The organism is Bellilinea caldifistulae (assembly GCF_001306055.1).
GTDB classification, from domain to species: Bacteria; Chloroflexota; Anaerolineae; order Anaerolineales; family Anaerolineaceae; genus Bellilinea; species Bellilinea caldifistulae.
Genome location: NZ_LGHJ01000019.1, coordinates 120,807 through 138,522, shown reverse-complemented (window position 1 = coordinate 138,522; position 17,716 = coordinate 120,807). Strand labels below are relative to the sequence as shown.

Below are 17,716 nucleotides of genomic sequence, written 5' to 3'. Positions count from 1 at the left end.
TGTGTCCTATTTGTCAAGTTAAATCCTGTTCTTCGTTCTAAACCATTCTTGACAGCAAAGGTACTCCCTCTTACCATTACAGTATGCTGATGAAGATGCATGAGAGTAAGTGGTTTTTTCCGCTTTTGCTGGTATCCTCGTTGCTGATCATTCTCTTGACCGGCTTTTTTTCACCAGCCGAATCCAATTCGGGGCAGGCACTGCCGCGGGTTGGTTTTTCAGCTCCAAATTTCTCTCTGCCAGATAGTGAAAACCAAATTGTGACGCTGCAAGATTTTCGAGGCTCAGTCATCATTCTCAATTTTTGGGCATCGTGGTGTCCTCCCTGCCGGGCAGAGATGCCCGCTTTTCAGCGGGTATTCGATTCCCATAAGGAGGACGGTCTGGTGGTAATTGGAGTGAATACCACCTATCAAGATGACGTGCAAGAAGCCCGGCAATTCGCCATTGAGCGTGGGGTGCAGTTTCCGGTGCTCTACGATTTGGATAATTCTGCTTCGCGCGATTATCTGATACAGGCATTGCCAACAACTTTTTTCATTGACCACCGTGGGGTGATACGCAAGGTGATTTATGGGGGGCCGCTTACTGAGGTTTTTTTTGAAAGCCGAGGCTGAGAGATTATTGGAGGAGGCGCGCTGATGTTGCCGGTGTTGAATGTCGGGCCGTTGGCTATTCAATTGCCGGGTTTGATTCTTCTGGCAGGAATTTGGATTGGATTAAATCGCATTGAAGCGGCTGGCCGTCAGCGGAGCATGAATGTGGAGCGTCTCAGTTGGTTGGTTTTCTATGCTTTGCTTGCCGGAATTTTTGGGGCGAGACTCGGTTATGTTGCTCAAAACCTGGCTGCGTTCATTCCCCGTCCGCTTGATGTATTTTCAATCTCCGCCCAAATGCTGGATGCTCCCACCGGCATGGCTGCCATGCTACTGACCGGCTTCATTTATGGGCAGCGTAAACGCCTCGATTTTTGGCAAGTCATGGATGCACTCACACCCGGCCTGGCGGTCATTCTGATGGCCCTGGCTTTGATGAATCTGTCATCCGGCAATGGCTTTGGGGTTGCGGCTCGTCTGCCGTGGAGCATATATTTATTCGACGAATGGCGTCACCCAACCCAGATTTACGACTTTATTTTCGCCTTTGCCATCTGGCGGGTGATCGAATCCAATCCACGTGATGCGATCCTGCCAGATGGATTTCGCTTCTTGACCTTTGTGGTATTATCCGCTGCGGCGCGTATTACGGTGGATGCTTTTCGGTCTGAGAACGTCCTGAGCGGTTTTGGGGGTGTGCGGGTTACTCAGATGATCGCCTTACTAATCTTACTTGGGTCTCTGGTAGTGATGCGCAGAAGAAGATCATCCTACAAGGAGGTTGAGCAATGAACCTGAAAGGTAAAACAGCGCTGGTGACGGGTGGTGCGCACCGGGTCGGAAAAATTCTTACTCTGGCGCTGGCAGAAGCGGGCGTGAATGTCATCGTGCATTATGGCGCTTCTCAGACCGCTGCCCGGCAAACCCTTGCGGAAATTCAGCAGAAGGGCATCAAAGGCTGGTTGATTCAGGCTAATCTGGCTGATTTGGGACAATTGGAAAATTTTGTTGAACAGGCTTGGAGGTTCAGTCCCTTTCAAATTCTGGTCAATAATGCTGCCATCTTTGAAGCCCTCTCCTGGAATCAAGTTGGATTAGAAGATTGGCAAAGGCATCTGGATATTAATTTGACCGCTCCATTTTTGCTCAGTCAGGCATTTGCTCGAAAGTTGAGCGGTCAGGAGGGCCGCATCATCAACATCCTTGACTGGCGAGCTTTACGGCCGGTAGACGATCACCTGCCATATACAATCAGCAAAGCAGCCCTTGCAGCCCTGACCCGATCGCTGGCGGTTGCGTTTGCGCCTTCCATCACGGTGAACGGGATTGCCTTGGGGGCTATTTTACCCCCTTCGGATGGCGGAGATGCCGATCTGGCCATTCAAGATGTGCCGGCCGGGCGTTGGGCACAGGCCGAAGAAGTCAGCCGGGCTTTGATTTATTTATTGAGCGGCGCAACCTATACTACCGGAGAAATTCTCCACGTGGACGGCGGTAGACATCTTATTTAGGGAGGACGAGGATGGATCAGACTTTTATCAAAGACTTGTTGGTCCGCGGGATTATTGGGATCAGCGAACGAGAACGTTCTCAGAAGCAGGACATCTTGATCAATATGGTTTTGTTTGGAGACATATCCAAAGCCGGGCAAAGTGATGCCATTGAAGATTGCATTAATTACCGTACGGTTGCAAAAAAAACGATAGCCTACGTGGAGCGGGCTGCGCGCTATACAGTGGAGGCTTTAGCGAGCGATCTGGCACGATTATGTCTGGAAGAGCCGGGTGTGGAGGGCGTGCGGATTCGGGTGGAAAAACCCGGTGCGGTGCGGTTTGCTCAATCGGTTGGGGTTGAGATTGAACGTTTCCATCCGACTGGTCAACAGCGCCGTCATCAAGCCTATATCAGTTTAGGGTCAAATATAGCCCCACGCCAAAACCTGATACAGGCCGTTCAATTACTACGGCAGGCGGTCTCTGTGAACGCCATGTCTTCTGTATGGGAGAGCGAAGCGGTTGGCTCGGCGGGGCCGCGCTTTATGAATGCGACTGCCTGGATTTCAACCGATTTGGACGCGGTATCCCTCAAAGAGCAGGTGCTGCGCTCGATTGAAGAAAAACTGGGAAGGGTGCGCAGCGAGGATAAATATGCGCCTCGGACGATTGATCTGGATATTCTGGTATTTGACGAAAAGGTTCTGGATGACGGGTTGTGGAAACAGGATTTTCTGGCAATTCCAACGGCTGAATTACGCCCGGACTTGCTGGAAGAGCAAACCGGGCGTAATCTCGGCGAAATTGCCCAAAGTCTGAAAAGCCACTCCTCGGCGGTGGTTGTGCCGGATCTGGATTTGAATAATGTTTAAAAGTGTAGCGGTTCAGAACTGCGGGAGATGTTATCGAGAAATTCCATTCGCGTAGCCATGTTGTTGCGGAAGGCACCTAACATGCTCGATGTGGTCATCCGAGAATCATGTTTTTTGACGCCGCGAATCATCGAACACATATGAATGGCTTCAATAACCACGGCCACGCCACGCGGATGTAGAACTTCCTGTAAGAAATCGGCAATCTGGCGGGTCATCCTTTCCTGAACCTGTAAACGACGGGCAAACATATCCACAATTCGCGGAATTTTAGAAAGACCGATGACCCGGCCGCGCGGGATATAGGCAACGTGAGCGCGTCCCAGGAAGGGCAGCATGTGATGCTCGCAGAGAGAATAAAACTCGATATCGCGGACGATGACCATTTCATCGTAGTCCACTTCAAAAAGAGCATCGTTGACCAGGGCTACCGGGTCAGTACGATAACCTGCCAAAAGTTCCTCGTACATCCGTGCAACCCGCTCTGGGGTTCGTTTCAATCCGTCCCGTTCAGGGTTTTCCCCAACGGCTTTGAGAATACTTTCCACATTTTGGCGGATCGTTTCGTAATCAATGCCGCCATCGTTGAAGAGTTCTGCAGCTTGATAAATGTCTTCGCCGGGGATGATGAGTTGCTTTTCCATGTTATTCCTTCCTTCCTCTCAGTTAAAAAATCACAGGGTTACGTATTCCCTGAAGTAGGTTTTTCGTTTAAGAACTGCGTTTGAGCAGCGTCAGCGCCAGTTCATGAAGTGCCTCACCAGCATCATTGGTGAGGTTTGCGTTTTCGAGTGATTGCAATGCCTGACGGGTGTAGACTTCGGCCTGTTCTTCCGTATGACGTTGAGCGCCTTCTTCAATCAACAAACCGGCTAAGTACTCGATTTCATCGGGTTGAATGGGGCCGGACAGCCAGCGTTCAGCAAATTCACCCCTTTTCTGAAGGGCAAAGACGATGGGAAGGGATTTTTTACCCGCCAGTAAGTCGCTTTCGGTGGATTTACCTGTTTGAGCAGCGTTGCCCCAAATGCCCAGCCAGTCATCTTGAATCTGAAAGGCAATGCCTAATGACCTGCCAAATTCGCTCAGATTGTGCTGCTGCTGATCGGGTGCACCCCCAATCAAAGCACCAAGTCGGGTGCAGGCGCTGATCAGTGCTGCGGTTTTGCCCTCGATCATTTTCCAGTAATCGTCCAGGCCGATATAACGTTCATTTTCGTAAGAAATATCCAGATGTTGACCGCCAGTCAATTGAACACAGGTATTATTCATGATGTGCAAAGACTGAAGAACAATTTTCTCTGGACAGGTCTCTTGTAGCAGATAAATGGCTTGAAAAGCCAGACTGAAGAGAGCATCACCGGCGTTGATCGCCAGAGCATCTCCCCATTTTTTCCAAACGGTTTCTCGGCCACGCCTTAACGGACTGCGATCCTCAATGTCATCGTGGATCAAGGAAAAGTTATGTAGCAATTCGACGGCAGCAGCAGCCGGAAGAGCAACCTCCCAGCGGTGATCATTGCAGGCAGCACAGGTCAGCAGAACCAAGAGCGGACGAATGCGTTTTCCCTGCACCTCACTGCGATTGGAAGCCGCATCCCAACCAAGATGATAGGAGAGCATCTCCTTCAATCCTTGATAATGGTGGATCAGGGGATGCGAAAGGACAACCCGCTGCATGGTCTGGTCAATGGCAGGTTGCATTTGCCGGTTGAATTGCTGAAGGCTGGTCAAGATCATACCTCTTGGAGGGGAGTCAAGCGTAGAGCGGTCAGATTTTTAGCCCCGCAGGCAAACATTGCAATCCGCAGGGTGTTAACCACTTCATCTATTGTGGCTGCAACTTCCTCGGCAGACACGACCGCAGCTTTTAAAAATGGCCCGGCCATGCCGCCGAGTGTGGCGCCGAGGGCAAGACATTTGGCAACATCCAGACCGTTGCGCAAGCCGCCCGAAGCAAATACGGGAATTCCTGGCAAGGCCTGATGCACCTGACGAACAGCCTCGGCGGTGGGGATGCCCCAGTGGCGAAAAGCAGCGGCGATGCGAGCCAACGAAGGATCATTCATGCGGTACATTTCAACTTGTGACCATGATGTACCGCCCGCACCGGCCACATCAATGGCTGCAACGCCGGCAGAAACCAGCCGGCGAGCGGTTTCTGCGGAAATACCCCAACCGACTTCTTTGGCAATGACGGGTACGGGCAGGGCTTTACATACGGCTTCGATCTTGTTTAGCAAACCGGAAAAATTGGTGTCTCCCTCCGGTTGGAGTGCTTCCTGGAGGGGATTCAGGTGAAGGAAAAGTGCATCCGCCTGAGCCATCTCAACAGCGCGCAGGCAGTGATCAACTCCGTAACCATAATTTAATTGAACCGCGCCAAGATTGGCGAACAAGAGGATATCCGGTGCGACAGAGCGAACCTGAAAAGTAACCTGCTGTTCGGGATGTTCCAGAGCAGCGCGCTGAGAACCCAGCCCCAGAGCAATCCCTTTTTCCTGAGCTGCTTCAGCCAGCCGCAAGTTGATTTGACCAGCGTGAGCGGTGCCTCCGGTCATGGAAGAAATCAGAAGTGGAGCGCGAAGCGGTTTCCCGAACAGGGTCAGGCTGGTATCCACCTCGGCTAAATTGAAATCGGGTAGGGCTTCGTTGAGGAAATAATAACGTTCCAGCCCGGTTGTACGGCTTGAGGCAACATCCTCCTCCAGATTAATCCGGATGTGGTCGGCCTTGCGATGGGTGAGGGGTGAAGGATTACTATCCATTTAAGTCATAATCAGGCGTTTAAAGTAATTTGAGTATACCAAATATCCCAATTCTGTCATCAGGCGGGTTTACAAAGATTGTACATACTTTGGATGAACAGCCAATAATCTCAGTCTGGGGATCAATCAGAAAAAAGCAAATCTGGTCTGAATGGGCGTCTCATCAATCAATAATGATACAATCGTTCAAAAATGGAGAATGTAAAGAATGACAACCGTTTCAATTCAAAAATTAATGGACTTATTACCAAAGTATTTTATACCCGAACAGGCTCAAGGAATTAGCGCGCGAATCGGATTCGATCTTTCAGGTGAGGGGGGTGGTTATTGGACGGTGGTAATTGAAAGTCAAACCTGCCGGGTGTATACCGAAAAAATCGAACCTCTCGATCTTGTCCTCTCGGGCGAGGCAGCTGTGGTTTTGGATATTTTCAGCGGCCGATTGGACGCCATGCGAGCCTATCTGTTGGGCAAAATTAAAATGACCGGCAATATGAGCCTGGCAATGCAGTTGACCGGTCTATTCAAGCCCGACAAAGAGGAATTGAGGGCACTGGGAGGTCGGCGGGATTAGTACAATCCCCAACCTAAATCCACGCCCTCTTCCATCATTGAAAAATCCCAAACTTCCATGCCCAATTCAATCGAGACGGGCATTTCGAGTCCTTCTTCGGCTTTAACGCGGGTCATGTCAATCAGTGCAGGGCCATAAGGACAAAAGGGGGTGGTCAGAATCATCTTAATTCGGGCTTGATCTTCCAGCACCTGAAAATTGCGAATCAGACCCAATTGAATGACACTCAGCCCAATTTCAGGATCCATTACTTGATTGAGAGCATCCCGCAATTTTTGACACAATTCGGGATGGGTTGCTTCCGCGTCCCATACCGGACGGTTGGTTCCGGGGGTTCCAAATTCTTCATTCATGGTTTTGAGTTCCAGCCTTTTCCAGAGGGATGATATAGGTACAATGATGATCGCCGCTGAGCACACACTGAATTTTATGGGCCGGGAGAGAGAGGACGGTGGAAATCAGGGTCTGGTCCACCGTACACACTTCCGGGTGGGCCTGGGTCACATGGAAATAAGGACATGTGATTTCGTGGATATGGTAAGAATCGCCGATTTGTTCCCACTCGATGATAAAACCCTCGTCACTGAGGAGCTTTTTCAGAAAATCCAGTTTTTCTTCCAGGGTCATATTCTGGGTAGCGCGCAGATGATCTTCAGCCAGGTCGCGCGCCATTTCTGCAAAAATCGTTTCCACCGCCGAAGCCGGCAAAGTTTCTTTCAGCCTGCCCAGCAAGCGGTTGGCAAGCCGGAAATAACGGGTGGGAAATTTTTCCAAACCACGCTCGGTCAGAAAATACACCAAACGAGGCCGGCCAACGCCATGGCGTTCCTCTTCCGAAGCAACCAATCCATCCGCAAGCATACTGTTTAAGTGGTGGCGAACGGAGATGGCATTAATCCCTACCGCTTCTGCCAGCTCGTTGATTGTGGAGCGTGGATTGTTCAGCAGGGTATGCAAAATTTTATCTCGAGTACTTTTAACTTCCATTCTTTACCTGTAGGTTGCCATAAAAACAACAGACCTTCTTTGTTTGGAAGTATAACAAGGGCGGATAAAATTGTCAATATATAAGAAATTTATGATAAATATTGACCCTAATCCGGCTTTGTGCTATAATCCGTCTGGTGTTTGGATTATACAAGATTTTTATAATGATATTGAAATAAATTCAACGATCATTATACTTAAACAAAAATTTGAAGGAGCAACCCTGAAATGAGCGACGAACTAATCATTCGTAACCTGAGAGTGAGCATCGAAGGTAAAGAAATTTTGAAAGGTGTCAATCTGACCCTGCCGAAGGGCGAGGTGCATGCAATCATGGGGCCAAACGGCACCGGAAAATCAACGCTGGCTTATACATTGATGGGGCATCCGGCCTATGAGGTGACAGACGGGGAAGTCATTTTTAAGGGACAGAACATCTTGGAATTGGAGCCGGATGAACGTTCAAGGCTGGGTATTTTCCTCGCATTTCAATATCCGGTTGCTATTCCCGGGGTAACGGTTGCGAATTTTCTGCGTACTGCCGTCAACGCTCGCCGGCGGGCTCAGAACCCGGAAGACAAGGGTATCCCGATTCCGGAATTCCGCAAGTTACTTAAAGCTAAAATGGAACTGTTGAAAGTTGACCCGTCCTTTGCCGGGCGCTATTTGAATGACGGCTTTTCGGGTGGCGAAAAGAAGCGAGCAGAAATTTTACAGATGGCTGTGTTGCAACCCGAAATTGCCATTCTGGACGAAACTGACTCCGGCCTGGATATTGACGCACTGCGAATTGTGGCGGAAGGCGTAAATGCTCTGCGCGGTGAAAATTTGGGCGTTCTGGTGATTACCCATTATCAACGTATCTTGAATTACATCCGCCCGGATGTGGTGCATGTAATGATGGATGGTCGAATCGTTGAGACTGGTGATGCTGATCTTGCTTTGCACCTTGAAGAACATGGTTATGACTGGGTGCGTGAAAAAGTGGATAACGGCACCCCAGCCTGATTGAGAATTAGGTCTTTTTTACTGGCAAACAGGAGGCTGAAATGAGTGTGGATCCGCAAACGGACTTTTTGGAGCAATTAGGGGAATATCGCTACGGGTTTCAAGACCCGGATGTATCCGTTTTCAAAACGCGCAAGGGACTGGATGAAGAGGTTGTCCGTCAAATTTCGGCAATGAAGGGCGAGCCGGAGTGGATGCTCCAGTTCCGTCTCAAAGCGCTCAATCATTTTTTGCAACGCCCGATCCCGACTTGGGGCGCAGATCTTTCCAATCTGAATCTGGATGAGATTGTTTATTATGTAAAACCAGCAGAAATGGCCGGGCGTTCATGGGATGAGGTTCCCCAGACGATCAAGCAAACTTTTGATCGGCTGGGTATTCCTGAGGCTGAGCAAAAGTTCCTCGCCGGGGTTGGTGCTCAGTATGAATCGGAAATGGTCTATCATAGCATTCAGGAACACCTCGAAAAACAAGGGGTGATCTTCCTGAGCATTGAAGATGGGCTTCGTCAACATCCCGATTTGTTTAAGCAATATTTTGGTACGGTCATCCCGATTGAGGATAACAAGTTTGCTGCCCTCAACAGTGCAGTTTGGTCAGGCGGGTCGTTTGTTTATGTGCCCAAGGGGGTTAAGGTGGATTTACCCCTCCAGGCTTATTTCCGTCTGAATATTGCCAATATCGGTCAGTTTGAACGAACCCTGATCATCGCTGACGAAGGTGCTCAGGTGCATTATGTGGAAGGCTGTACAGCGCCGCAGTATACGACCGATTCTTTCCACAGTGGTGTGATCGAAATCATTGTCAAAAAAGGTGCGCGCGTGCGCTACACCACCATTCAAAACTGGTCAACCAATGTCTATAATCTGGTCACTCAACGGGCAATTGTGGAAGAAGAAGGCACCATGGAGTGGGTGGACTGCAACCTCGGCTCGAAGGTGACGATGAAGTACCCATCCTGCTACTTGATGGGGCCTGGGGCGCATGGTGAAATCCTGTCCATGGCATTTGCCGGGCCAGGTCAGTGGCAGGATGCCGGCGGTAAGGTGATTCACTTTGCGCCGCATACGAGCAGTAAAATCACCTCCAAATCCATCAGCAAAGGCGGCGGACGGGCTTCTTACCGCGGCTTGTTGAAGGTTTACAAAGGGGCAGAAGATGTCCGTTCCAATGTTGTGTGTGACGCATTGCTGCTGGATCCACAATCTCGCTCGGATACTTACCCCTACATCGAAATTGACGAGCAGGATGTAACCATTGGTCACGAAGCATCCGTATCCAAAGTCGGAGAAGAGCAGTTATTCTACCTGATGAGCCGCGGATTGAGTGAAGAAGAAGCTACCACCATGGTCGTTTCGGGTTTCATTGAACCACTGGTCAAAGAACTGCCCATGGAATATGCTGTGGAAATGAACCGGTTGATCCAGTTGCAGATGGAAGGTTCGATTGGGTGATGCGGGTAATGTTGACATGTAATATCAACGAAAAGAGGATTGAATAGACCTATGACCAAAGAAACACCGAAAATCGTTACCCGTGCCCGGCGGCGAGATGAAGCCGCCGTTAAAGAGTTTGCATTCCGCCAGGAGATGGTTCGCTCGGCAGGTATGAGCGAATTCATCCGTAATTACCGCCTGCAGGCATGGCAAACCTATCAATCGCTACCCATGCCAACGGTCAAAGAAGAGGCGTGGCGACGGACTGACCTGCGCGGTCTGGAAGCCGATCTTTTCCGCCTGCCGCAAAATGAAGCTTACCTGGATTTAGCACCCTTGCCGGAAGAATTAATGCGACCCATTGCGGATGGGGAGCATGGCGGGCAAATCATCTTAATGCCCGGCGGTTCGCAAGTTAACCTTTCTACCGAGCTGGCTCAAAAAGGGGTGGTCTTTACCGATTTGCGGACAGCCGAAGAAAAGTATCCGCAAATTCTGGAAAAAGTGTTGAACAAAGTGGTCAAACCCACCGAAGGTAAGTTTGCAGCCCTTGCGGCCGCTTTGGCGGATACTGGTGTACTGCTTTACATCCCCCGTAATGTGGAAATTGATCAGCCCCTTCACAGCCTTTTATGGGGGCCGGGTGTTCATTTAGCACACATTTCCCATATTATCGTATGGCTGGAAGAAGGAGCGCGGGCCACTTATGTGCATGAGTATGCTTCGCCGACCGAAGCCGGTCAAACCCTGCATGTTGGTCTGGTGGAAGTGCATGTCGGTGCAGGTGCCAATCTGCGTTTTGTCGAATTGCAATCCTGGGGTGAAAATGTGTGGAATTTCACCCACGAGCGTTCACAAGTGGATGCTGATGGCAATCTGGACTGGATCTTTGGCGCAATGGGCGGCCAGTTAACCAAGAATTTTGCCGATTTGGACCTGATTGGACGCGGTGCCAGCGGGCGCATGTCCGGTTTTTATTTCACAGATGGACAGCAGCATCTGGATTACGATTCTCAACAAAATCATCTGGCACCGAATACCACCAGTGATTTACTCTTCAAAGGGGCGTTGATTGACCGCAGTCGGGTGGTCTGGCAAGGCATGATTTATGTGGCTCCGGGTGCGATGAAGACGGATGGTTATCAGGCAAACCGGAATCTGGTGCTCAGCCGGGATGCACGGGCCGATTCGATTCCGGGTCTGGAAATTCTGGCGGATGATGTACGCTGCACTCATGGGGCAACCGTTGGAAAAATTGATCCCGATCAGGTGTTCTACCTGAGGGCGAGAGGAATTCCCAAAGTAGAGGCCGAGCGTTTGATTGTGGAAGGTTTCTTTGACCCAATCATGCAGCGTATTCCCTTTGAAGGAGTACGAGAGCGCTTCCAGGAGGCAATCACTCGAAAGATGGAAGTCTACCACGGCTGAGTTTTCTAAAATCATTCGAAAAACGGTTACCCTTTCCGGTTAATCACCGGAAAGGGTACACCTGTCTGAATGGGTGTCCAACAGGCCCAAGGCTTTGTGATAAAATTAACCGATTGAAAAAAAATCTTAAGATGGAGCAAGGTATGGCTGGAGTTCCTTTTATTAACCCACCGGAACCGGAAACAACCTTCGAGGTAGGGGATACGGTTGAGGTCTATTGTGACCATGAAAAAGGGGGGCAACGCGTACGCGGTTGGTTAAAAGGGATTGTGGTTCAGGTTGACCCAAAAATGGTCGCTGTACAATTCCGTACCAACGTTTTCTTAACCGATGGCTGGATGGTGCCCGACCATATCCTCTGGTACCCTCAAAATTCACCTCACATCCGCTTCCCCGCCAAAAAAGGCTCGCGAGCGGAGATGGCAAATCAGGATTAACGGAAAAACTTATTGGGCTGAATGAGGATTTGAATGAACACCACAATAACTGAGCGGTTGGATGTGATCCAAATACGGGAGGATTTTCCAATCCTCAAACGCGAAGTTGCACCAGGCGTTCCGCTTGTCTATTTGGACTCGACGGCTACCTCACAAAAGCCGCTGGCGGTTATCCGGGCGATGAGCGAATACTACGAGAGAAGTAATGCCAATATCCACCGCGGGGTGCATACCCTTGCGGAAGAAGCCACCGCTCAGTATGAAGCGGCTCGCGAAAAAATTGCCGGATTTATCGGCGCGCGCAAAAGCCGAGAGATCATCTTTGTTCGAAATACCACCGAGGCAATCAATCTGGTGACGTTCAGTTGGGGGCGTAAGTTCCTGCAACGCGGTGACCGGGTCTTGCTGACCGAGATGGAGCATCACTCAAACCTGGTCCCGTGGCAAATTCTGGCGCAGGAAAAAGAATTATTGCTGGATTTTGTTCCGGTAACACAAGCAGGATTGCTGGACCTGCAGGAGTTTGAGCGGCTGTTGAGTCATAAACCAAAAATTGTCGCAATGACCCAGATGTCCAATGTGCTGGGCACGATTAACCCGATCAAAGAAATGACCCGACTGGCTCATCAAGCCGGGGCTGTGGTAGTGGTGGACGGTGCGCAATCGGTGCCGCACCTTCCAGTCAACGTGCAGGATTTAGATGTGGATTTTCTGGCATTTTCAGCACATAAGATGCTCGGACCGACCGGCATTGGTGTACTTTTTGGTAAAGAGGAATTGTTGGAATCCATGCCACCATTTTTAGGGGGCGGGGATATGATCAAAAAAGTTCATTTGCGTAGATTCAGCCCCAATGATTTGCCCCATAAATTCGAAGCCGGCACACCAGCCATTGCAGAAGCGATTGGCTTTGGTGCAGCCATAGATTACCTGAACCGGATTGGCATGGAACGTGTGGCGGCTCATGAGCATGATCTGATTTCCTATGCACTGGAAGCCTTGAATGAAATTGAAGGCTTGACCCTATACGGCCCGTCTGCTGATCAGAAAGGGGCAGTCGCATCATTTACGATGCGCGGGGTGCATCCCCACGATGTATCACAAATTTTAGATAGTCAGGGAATTGCGGTTCGGGCCGGTCATCATTGCGCCATGCCGCTTCACGAAAAATTTGGATTACCAGCGACGACACGGGCAAGTTTTTACCTTTACAATACCCGCCAGGAAGTGGATCAACTGGTGCGCGGACTTGCGAAAGTAAAGAAGATTTTTGGCTGAAAGGCAAACCCTAATGGATGATCTTTATCGCGAAATTATTATTGAGCGGTTTAAAGAGCCTCTCTTTCGGGGTGTACTTGAACCGCATGATATTTCTTTTGAAGATGAAAATCCCTTATGTGGTGATCATATTCGCATTGATTTGCGTGTAGATGAAAACTCACGGGTTGTTGAGGCTGCCTTCAGCGGTCATGGTTGCGCCATTTCTCAGGCTTCGGCTGATTTGCTTTTGGAAAGCATCATCGGTAAAACTCTGGACGAAGTCAAACAATTAAATAAACAGGATGTTCTGGATTTACTGGGGATTGAACTTGGGCCTGTCCGTCTGAAATGTGCCTTGCTTCCGCTTAAAGTGGTCAAAGCCGGGGTATATGGACTGGGGGAAGCCAGTGATAGTCTTGTTGAGGAGTGAGAGCGTATGTCCGAGCCGATTGATTTGACGGATTATTCTTTCTACACCGTTGCAAAAGTGGAAGATTTGCCGCCGGGGGAACGTCTTTTTGTCGAAATTGGGGATGTTTCCATTGTGGTATTCAATATTGCCGGAAAGTACTTTGCCATTGGGGATGTTTGCACCCATGATGACGGTCCTTTGGGTGATGGTGAATTAGACGGACATCAGATTATCTGTCCGCGTCACGGGGCGCGCTTTGATGTGCGGAATGGCAAGGTGCTTTCCCTGCCGGCAGTGGTGGATATTCCCACCTATCCCGTTCGGGTGACCGAAAATGACATTGAGGTTGGTGTGCCGGACTAATCCGGATAAGAAAAGGAAGCCCCGCTGTAGCAAAGCGGGGCTTCTTCTTTAGATGTGATTATGTGCCATTATTGATTGGGCTGGCGAAAGTCCCCACAACCCGGAGGATATCGAATCCTTCGGCGTAGGGCCGTTCGCAGATGGCACCATTGCGAATGAGAGTCGAACGGGTGATGTCGGGGTCAAAGTAGTAGCGATTTTGATAGGTTTTATACTGTTGGAGGGCTTCAATTTTCTTTGTGACCGCCGATTCGCTCACTTCCACCAGAAAACTCGGGAAAAAACCGTAGCTGCTGCGGATGACATCAAAACCCAAGACTGTCGTTCCTCGAAACGCCCGCAGGGCTTCTTCTGTAAGGGTAGCATGGTCCTGGTGGATGTCCGCTTTGGTGTGAACGAAAATCAAATCCGGTTTGAAGGAACGGTTGATCTGGATCAGGTATTCCAAAATTTCCTGACGGTAATGGGGAAAACGGCGGGTTTCAAACTGCCCGAGGATGGCTTTTTCCGCCGGTACGCCCAAAACAGCCATCGAGTGATAATGTTCCTCAACCAGATTTTTCAGTTCAGGATTTTTCTGGTTATCTGAAAGGGTAACACAGAGGATATCGGTTTTATCCACAATCTGCGCCAGCAAAGCCCCGCAGCCAATTTCGATGTCATCCGGGTGAGCGCCGAGGAACAAAACTCGTCGCCCGTAGAAAATCAAATCCTGTCCCATAGGTTACTTGGTTGCCAGAATACCGCCGACCACTTTGGTCATGACCAATTTTCCGTCTTTTTCCAATCGGCGGGTGGCGGTTTCTTCAATTTGGGTCATGATGCGGTTGAAGTCTTCCTTATCCTGGAAGAAGGATTTCCACAAACGGCGGTCTTCAGAGAGTGAGGCGCGGGTGTACTCAATGAACGGTTCAACCGTTTCAAAGGTCAAAGGATTTTCAAAGATGTGCAATTCGGTTTTTGAAAAGGTATTCTTGATGGTTGAGTAAATCTCACTAGCGTAGCGAGAGCTGCCGGGCATGGGTGGAATGGGTTGTTGAGTGGCTTCCCGGATAATATCGTAAAACAATTGTTTGTTTTCCGGCATTGGCCCGGAAGTGAAGAGTACCCCACCGGGCTTCAAAACGCGGTGCATTTCCCGAATGGTGAAAGGGATATCCTCTGCGTAATAAATTGCAAAACAGCATGAAAGCAGGTCGTAGGTGTTTTCGGGAAGATCGAACGGCTTGTTGAAATCGAGTTCTTTGAATTGAATGTTGGCATTGCGGCGTTGGTTTTCGGCTTTTGCCTCATCCAACAATTCCTGATTAACATCCACACCCAGAATGTCGGCTTCTCCATTCAGATGATCATAATATGAGAAGCACTGTTTGCCTGCGCCGCAGCCGACATCCAGAATTTTTTGACCCTTTTGGAGAGGCAAAATTTCGAGCATCCATTGATCAATATTGCGGCTGCCAAATTTTGAGTGAATATCAATCCTTTTGAGTAAATCTTTGGTGGTTTCCTGATAATCGTATTTCATGCTCAAGGCTCCTGTTTTAATATGACATAAGTATAAAGGAGTTAAATGGATTGTCAAGAAAACATACAAATCAGTATAATTAGACCATGGAAAAAATCCGCCCGATGCAGTCTGTTCTCGGCTTTTGGGCAAAAAGCTTGAATTGTCCGGTTTGTGATCATTTAGGGTTGGAGGTTATTCGTGAAGCGGGCGTACCCGATTTACTTCACTGTACGATTTGCGGCACGGAATTTGAAGTTTCTGAAAGCGGGGATTCAATTCGACTGATTCAGTACCCGCAAGGGTTAGGGGTTGATTTGTATGGGATTTGGATGCCCTTTGGAACATTGCGTGAAAAAATCAAAGCGAAGATTGAGAATGAGGGCTTGAACTTGCCGGCGATGATTGCAGTCACCGGGTCGGGCAAGCCCGTCAGTCGAACCAATCTGATGAAGGATGATTGGGGTGGTCATGAAGCCTCAACGGAACCGCCTGAGCGGGCGGTTAAGCAGGCCAGAAAACTACTTGAATTGGGAAATTCACGAGGAGAAATACGTCAAATTCTGGAAAAAGACCCACGCCTGAATCCCATTCAGATTGATCGAATCATGGAAATCATTGAGGAACCAGTCCGCACGAAATCCCTTGAAAGGATTTTGACATTGATTGCCTTGATAATGGGGCTGGTTGTGGTTGTATTGCTGATCTATCCCACCGGTGTATTTGATCGTGTCCTGCTGGCGGTAAATGGCCTGATCAGTGGGGAAAAGGTAGAGTTGATTCCACCTCCTCCAACGGTTACGCAATATGCACGGCAGGGGCGTTCTTATGGCTGTCCACCCACTCAACAGGGAGCCGCAGCCTTGTTCGGGGGAAAAGCCGATCACTGGCACTTTGATGGAAAGAATTGGATTTACACCGATATCAAAGGGGTTCGGGTGTTTGTTCCAGAAGGACTATCCGCGCGCTATTCTTACGTGACCCCAATTCTTGAAATCAAGACCGTGGAAGGGCCAGCATTGATTGATCCAATTATGGCTGTTTCGATTGATTGTTATCGTTAAAACAGAGTGAAACATCTTCGCTGGATCCCATTTCTTCGGGTGGTTTCCCTTCTTTTCATCCTTGCTGCTGGCGGGTTGGTCTTGCTTGCCGAACAGCAACTCCGCCAAATTCAAGACATCTTACCGGCAAACAGCCAGTGGGGAGTGGTAAATGTTGGCGGGTTAACGGTAGAACAAGCCCGCCAACGCGTTCTGGCGATTTATCTCAGCCCAATTGAATTGAACTACCAAAACGAGAGGATTCAGGCATCGGCCGAGAGGCTGGGTTTTCGGGTAGATTTGCCCGACAATTTGGAAAACTTCCAATCAAACAGTTCCGCATTTTCTTTTTGGGCATACCTCTGGAACAAGCCGCAGCAGCCCAAGGTTTTACCGATTGAATTTTCGCTGGATGAAACTCAACTCAGGGCATACCTGCAAGACGAGATTGCCAGCCGATACGACATATCTTCCATTCCACCTCTCCCTCTTCCGGGCAGCAGTCGTTTTTCGACGGGTGTCTCAGGCAGACATTTAGACGTGGAGGCATCGGTGGCTCGTTTTCAGGGTGTGTTACGCGATCCGTTCAATCGAAAGATTGAACTGGTTGTCAAGCATGAGCCCGCCAGTCAAGTGGGATCTAACCTCCTCAAGGCAGTGCTCATCAACGAGTTGAAGGAAGCCAATTTCAATGGAATTGCCGAAATATTTGCTTACCACTTGACCGAACAACAAGTTGTGCATTTTGCCGTTGCTGATGGTCAGGAAGTATCGGCGGAGATTGCCTTTTCAGCCGCCTCCACCATCAAGATTCCCATTTTACTGACCGCTTTGATGCAAATTGAGCCCCCGTTCCCAGATGAATTCATCCGGATGGCGGAAAGAATGATGGTTTACTCGGAAAATCCACCAGCGGATCAAATGATGGAAACTTACCTTGGTTCGACACTGGCTCCGCTGAAAGTGACCGAATTTTTACAAAACGCCGGTTTTCGTAATACCTTTCTGGCGGGTTATTTCTACCTTGGAGCTCCGCTCTTGCGGCGATTTGAAACCCCTGCCAATCAACGTGTGGATATCAACCTGAATCCGGATGTGTACAATCAAACCACGGCCGGAGATATGGGACAGATGCTGCGGGCGATTTACTCCTGTGCCGAATCAAATCAAGGGGTACTGGTGGAAATCTCCAACGGTCAACTTACATCCGAGAAATGTGCGTTTTTGTTAGAGATGATGAAGCGCAATCGAATTGGTGTGTTGGGGCAAGCCGGTTTACCGGAGGGTATCCCTTTTGCGCATAAACACGGTTGGAGCGAAGAGAGTGATGGTCTCTTGCACACCATCAGTGATGCTGGCATTGTCTTTGGCCCACAGACGGATTATGTGCTGGTCATTTTCCTGTATGACCCGCAGCAATTGTTATTTGAACCCGCCAATATGCTGATGGCGCGCCTGAGCCAGAGAATTTTTAACGCCTGGAACCCGGATTTTCAGGTTGAATGGAACTTTGGCAAGTTCCAATATCGCTAAAT

General features: G+C 49.4%; 21 protein-coding genes. 14 read left to right on the top strand and 7 right to left on the bottom strand.

The window, feature by feature from the left end:
• Positions 1-89: 89 nt before the first annotated feature.
• The 4 genes from AC812_RS14010 to folK are packed head-to-tail and all read left to right on the top strand — an operon-like array spanning position 90 to position 2,961.
• The gene (locus AC812_RS14010; protein ID WP_169787316.1) at positions 90-617 is read left to right on the top strand and encodes a peroxiredoxin family protein; all 528 of its coding nucleotides are present in this window, start codon (positions 90-92) and stop codon (positions 615-617) included.
• Positions 618-641: 24 nt separating this feature from the next.
• Complete coding sequence (locus tag AC812_RS14005; RefSeq protein ID WP_061917620.1) at positions 642-1,388, top strand: prolipoprotein diacylglyceryl transferase; 747 nt, start codon at positions 642-644, stop codon at positions 1,386-1,388.
• Positions 1,385-2,107, top strand: a complete 723-nt coding sequence (locus AC812_RS14000) for an SDR family oxidoreductase (protein WP_061917617.1) — start codon at positions 1,385-1,387, stop codon at positions 2,105-2,107. Before AC812_RS14005 ends, AC812_RS14000 begins: the two co-directional genes overlap by 4 nt.
• An 11-nt stretch (positions 2,108-2,118) precedes the next feature.
• Positions 2,119-2,961, top strand: coding sequence for a 2-amino-4-hydroxy-6-hydroxymethyldihydropteridine diphosphokinase (gene folK / locus AC812_RS17265; RefSeq protein WP_082149123.1), 843 nt, complete (start codon positions 2,119-2,121; stop codon positions 2,959-2,961).
• Here folK and folE read toward each other — a convergent pair.
• The 3 genes from folE to fni all read right to left on the bottom strand — a co-directional run bounded on the left by folE (position 2,958) and on the right by fni (position 5,729).
• Complete coding sequence (gene folE / locus AC812_RS13990) at positions 2,958-3,605, bottom strand: GTP cyclohydrolase I FolE (protein WP_061917614.1); 648 nt, start codon at positions 3,603-3,605, stop codon at positions 2,958-2,960. The genes folK and folE overlap by 4 nt on opposite strands.
• Positions 3,606-3,672: 67 nt before the next feature.
• Positions 3,673-4,701, bottom strand: coding sequence for a polyprenyl synthetase family protein (locus AC812_RS13985; RefSeq protein WP_061917611.1), 1,029 nt, complete (start codon positions 4,699-4,701; stop codon positions 3,673-3,675).
• Positions 4,698-5,729: a type 2 isopentenyl-diphosphate Delta-isomerase gene (gene fni / locus AC812_RS13980; protein WP_061917608.1), complete on the bottom strand. Its 1,032-nt coding sequence runs from the start codon at positions 5,727-5,729 to the stop codon at positions 4,698-4,700. Before fni ends, AC812_RS13985 begins: the two co-directional genes overlap by 4 nt.
• A gap of 208 nt (positions 5,730-5,937) precedes the next feature.
• Between fni and AC812_RS13975 the strand changes: the two genes are divergently transcribed.
• Positions 5,938-6,303 (top strand): SCP2 sterol-binding domain-containing protein, encoded by a 366-nt coding sequence (locus AC812_RS13975; RefSeq protein ID WP_061917605.1) that lies wholly within the window; start codon positions 5,938-5,940, stop codon positions 6,301-6,303.
• On the opposite strand, the gene AC812_RS13970 is transcribed toward AC812_RS13975, so the two are convergent.
• A complete protein-coding gene (locus tag AC812_RS13970; RefSeq protein ID WP_061917602.1) occupies positions 6,300-6,656 on the bottom strand; it encodes a metal-sulfur cluster assembly factor in 357 nt (118 codons plus the stop codon). The genes AC812_RS13975 and AC812_RS13970 overlap by 4 nt on opposite strands.
• Positions 6,649-7,290 (bottom strand): helix-turn-helix transcriptional regulator, encoded by a 642-nt coding sequence (locus AC812_RS13965; protein ID WP_061917599.1) that lies wholly within the window; start codon positions 7,288-7,290, stop codon positions 6,649-6,651. The genes AC812_RS13970 and AC812_RS13965 overlap by 8 nt, the downstream gene beginning before the upstream one ends.
• A gap of 228 nt (positions 7,291-7,518) precedes the next feature.
• Between AC812_RS13965 and sufC the strand changes: the two genes are divergently transcribed.
• The 7 genes from sufC (at position 7,519) to AC812_RS13930 (ending at position 13,634) form a co-directional block, all read left to right on the top strand.
• Positions 7,519-8,298: a Fe-S cluster assembly ATPase SufC gene (gene sufC / locus AC812_RS13960; protein WP_061917596.1), complete on the top strand. Its 780-nt coding sequence runs from the start codon at positions 7,519-7,521 to the stop codon at positions 8,296-8,298.
• Between the two features lie 41 nt (positions 8,299-8,339).
• Entirely contained in the window at positions 8,340-9,752 is a 1,413-nt protein-coding gene (gene sufB, locus AC812_RS13955) for a Fe-S cluster assembly protein SufB (RefSeq protein WP_061917593.1), read from the top strand.
• Between the two features lie 51 nt (positions 9,753-9,803).
• On the top strand, positions 9,804-11,162 hold the full coding sequence (gene sufD, locus AC812_RS13950; RefSeq protein ID WP_061917590.1) for a Fe-S cluster assembly protein SufD: 1,359 nt from the start codon (positions 9,804-9,806) through the stop codon (positions 11,160-11,162).
• 143 nt (positions 11,163-11,305) lie between these two features.
• Positions 11,306-11,599 carry a hypothetical protein gene (locus tag AC812_RS13945; protein WP_061917587.1) on the top strand — a complete coding sequence of 98 codons (294 nt, stop codon included), beginning with the start codon at positions 11,306-11,308 and terminating at the stop codon, positions 11,597-11,599.
• 33 nt (positions 11,600-11,632) lie between these two features.
• Positions 11,633-12,877 (top strand): cysteine desulfurase, encoded by a 1,245-nt coding sequence (locus AC812_RS13940; protein WP_061917584.1) that lies wholly within the window; start codon positions 11,633-11,635, stop codon positions 12,875-12,877.
• A 13-nt stretch (positions 12,878-12,890) separates the two neighbouring features.
• Positions 12,891-13,289 carry an iron-sulfur cluster assembly scaffold protein gene (locus AC812_RS13935; RefSeq protein ID WP_061917581.1) on the top strand — a complete coding sequence of 133 codons (399 nt, stop codon included), beginning with the start codon at positions 12,891-12,893 and terminating at the stop codon, positions 13,287-13,289.
• Between the two features lie 6 nt (positions 13,290-13,295).
• Positions 13,296-13,634 (top strand): Rieske (2Fe-2S) protein, encoded by a 339-nt coding sequence (locus AC812_RS13930; protein ID WP_061917578.1) that lies wholly within the window; start codon positions 13,296-13,298, stop codon positions 13,632-13,634.
• A 58-nt stretch (positions 13,635-13,692) separates the two neighbouring features.
• On the opposite strand, the gene AC812_RS13925 is transcribed toward AC812_RS13930, so the two are convergent.
• A complete protein-coding gene (locus AC812_RS13925; protein WP_061917574.1) occupies positions 13,693-14,355 on the bottom strand; it encodes a PIG-L deacetylase family protein in 663 nt (220 codons plus the stop codon).
• A gap of 3 nt (positions 14,356-14,358) precedes the next feature.
• Positions 14,359-15,159, bottom strand: coding sequence for a class I SAM-dependent methyltransferase (locus tag AC812_RS13920; RefSeq protein ID WP_061917571.1), 801 nt, complete (start codon positions 15,157-15,159; stop codon positions 14,359-14,361).
• 86 nt (positions 15,160-15,245) lie between these two features.
• Between AC812_RS13920 and AC812_RS13915 the strand changes: the two genes are divergently transcribed.
• Together AC812_RS13915 and AC812_RS13910 are read left to right on the top strand one after the other, a co-directional pair.
• Positions 15,246-16,202, top strand: coding sequence for a hypothetical protein (locus tag AC812_RS13915; protein WP_061917569.1), 957 nt, complete (start codon positions 15,246-15,248; stop codon positions 16,200-16,202).
• Positions 16,203-16,208: 6 nt separating this feature from the next.
• Complete coding sequence (locus AC812_RS13910) at positions 16,209-17,714, top strand: serine hydrolase (protein ID WP_061917566.1); 1,506 nt, start codon at positions 16,209-16,211, stop codon at positions 17,712-17,714.
• Positions 17,715-17,716 lie beyond the last annotated feature (2 nt).

Excerpts from the sequence above, each read along its gene's own strand:
- AC812_RS14010 (WP_169787316.1), top strand. The coding sequence starts at position 90 with ATGAAGATGCATGAGAGTAAGTGGTTTTTTCCGCTTTTGCTGGTATCC.
- AC812_RS14005 (WP_061917620.1), top strand. The coding sequence starts at position 642 with ATGTTGCCGGTGTTGAATGTCGGGCCGTTGGCTATTCAATTGCCGGGT.
- AC812_RS14000 (WP_061917617.1), top strand. The coding sequence starts at position 1,385 with ATGAACCTGAAAGGTAAAACAGCGCTGGTGACGGGTGGTGCGCACCGG.
- folK (WP_082149123.1), top strand. The coding sequence starts at position 2,119 with ATGGATCAGACTTTTATCAAAGACTTGTTGGTCCGCGGGATTATTGGG.
- folE (WP_061917614.1), bottom strand. The coding sequence starts at position 3,605 with ATGGAAAAGCAACTCATCATCCCCGGCGAAGACATTTATCAAGCTGCA.
- AC812_RS13985 (WP_061917611.1), bottom strand. The coding sequence starts at position 4,701 with ATGATCTTGACCAGCCTTCAGCAATTCAACCGGCAAATGCAACCTGCC.
- fni (WP_061917608.1), bottom strand. The coding sequence starts at position 5,729 with ATGGATAGTAATCCTTCACCCCTCACCCATCGCAAGGCCGACCACATC.
- AC812_RS13975 (WP_061917605.1), top strand. The coding sequence starts at position 5,938 with ATGACAACCGTTTCAATTCAAAAATTAATGGACTTATTACCAAAGTAT.
- AC812_RS13970 (WP_061917602.1), bottom strand. The coding sequence starts at position 6,656 with ATGAATGAAGAATTTGGAACCCCCGGAACCAACCGTCCGGTATGGGAC.
- AC812_RS13965 (WP_061917599.1), bottom strand. The coding sequence starts at position 7,290 with ATGGAAGTTAAAAGTACTCGAGATAAAATTTTGCATACCCTGCTGAAC.
- sufC (WP_061917596.1), top strand. The coding sequence starts at position 7,519 with ATGAGCGACGAACTAATCATTCGTAACCTGAGAGTGAGCATCGAAGGT.
- sufB (WP_061917593.1), top strand. The coding sequence starts at position 8,340 with ATGAGTGTGGATCCGCAAACGGACTTTTTGGAGCAATTAGGGGAATAT.
- sufD (WP_061917590.1), top strand. The coding sequence starts at position 9,804 with ATGACCAAAGAAACACCGAAAATCGTTACCCGTGCCCGGCGGCGAGAT.
- AC812_RS13945 (WP_061917587.1), top strand. The coding sequence starts at position 11,306 with ATGGCTGGAGTTCCTTTTATTAACCCACCGGAACCGGAAACAACCTTC.
- AC812_RS13940 (WP_061917584.1), top strand. The coding sequence starts at position 11,633 with ATGAACACCACAATAACTGAGCGGTTGGATGTGATCCAAATACGGGAG.
- AC812_RS13935 (WP_061917581.1), top strand. The coding sequence starts at position 12,891 with ATGGATGATCTTTATCGCGAAATTATTATTGAGCGGTTTAAAGAGCCT.
- AC812_RS13930 (WP_061917578.1), top strand. The coding sequence starts at position 13,296 with ATGTCCGAGCCGATTGATTTGACGGATTATTCTTTCTACACCGTTGCA.
- AC812_RS13925 (WP_061917574.1), bottom strand. The coding sequence starts at position 14,355 with ATGGGACAGGATTTGATTTTCTACGGGCGACGAGTTTTGTTCCTCGGC.
- AC812_RS13920 (WP_061917571.1), bottom strand. The coding sequence starts at position 15,159 with ATGAAATACGATTATCAGGAAACCACCAAAGATTTACTCAAAAGGATT.
- AC812_RS13915 (WP_061917569.1), top strand. The coding sequence starts at position 15,246 with ATGGAAAAAATCCGCCCGATGCAGTCTGTTCTCGGCTTTTGGGCAAAA.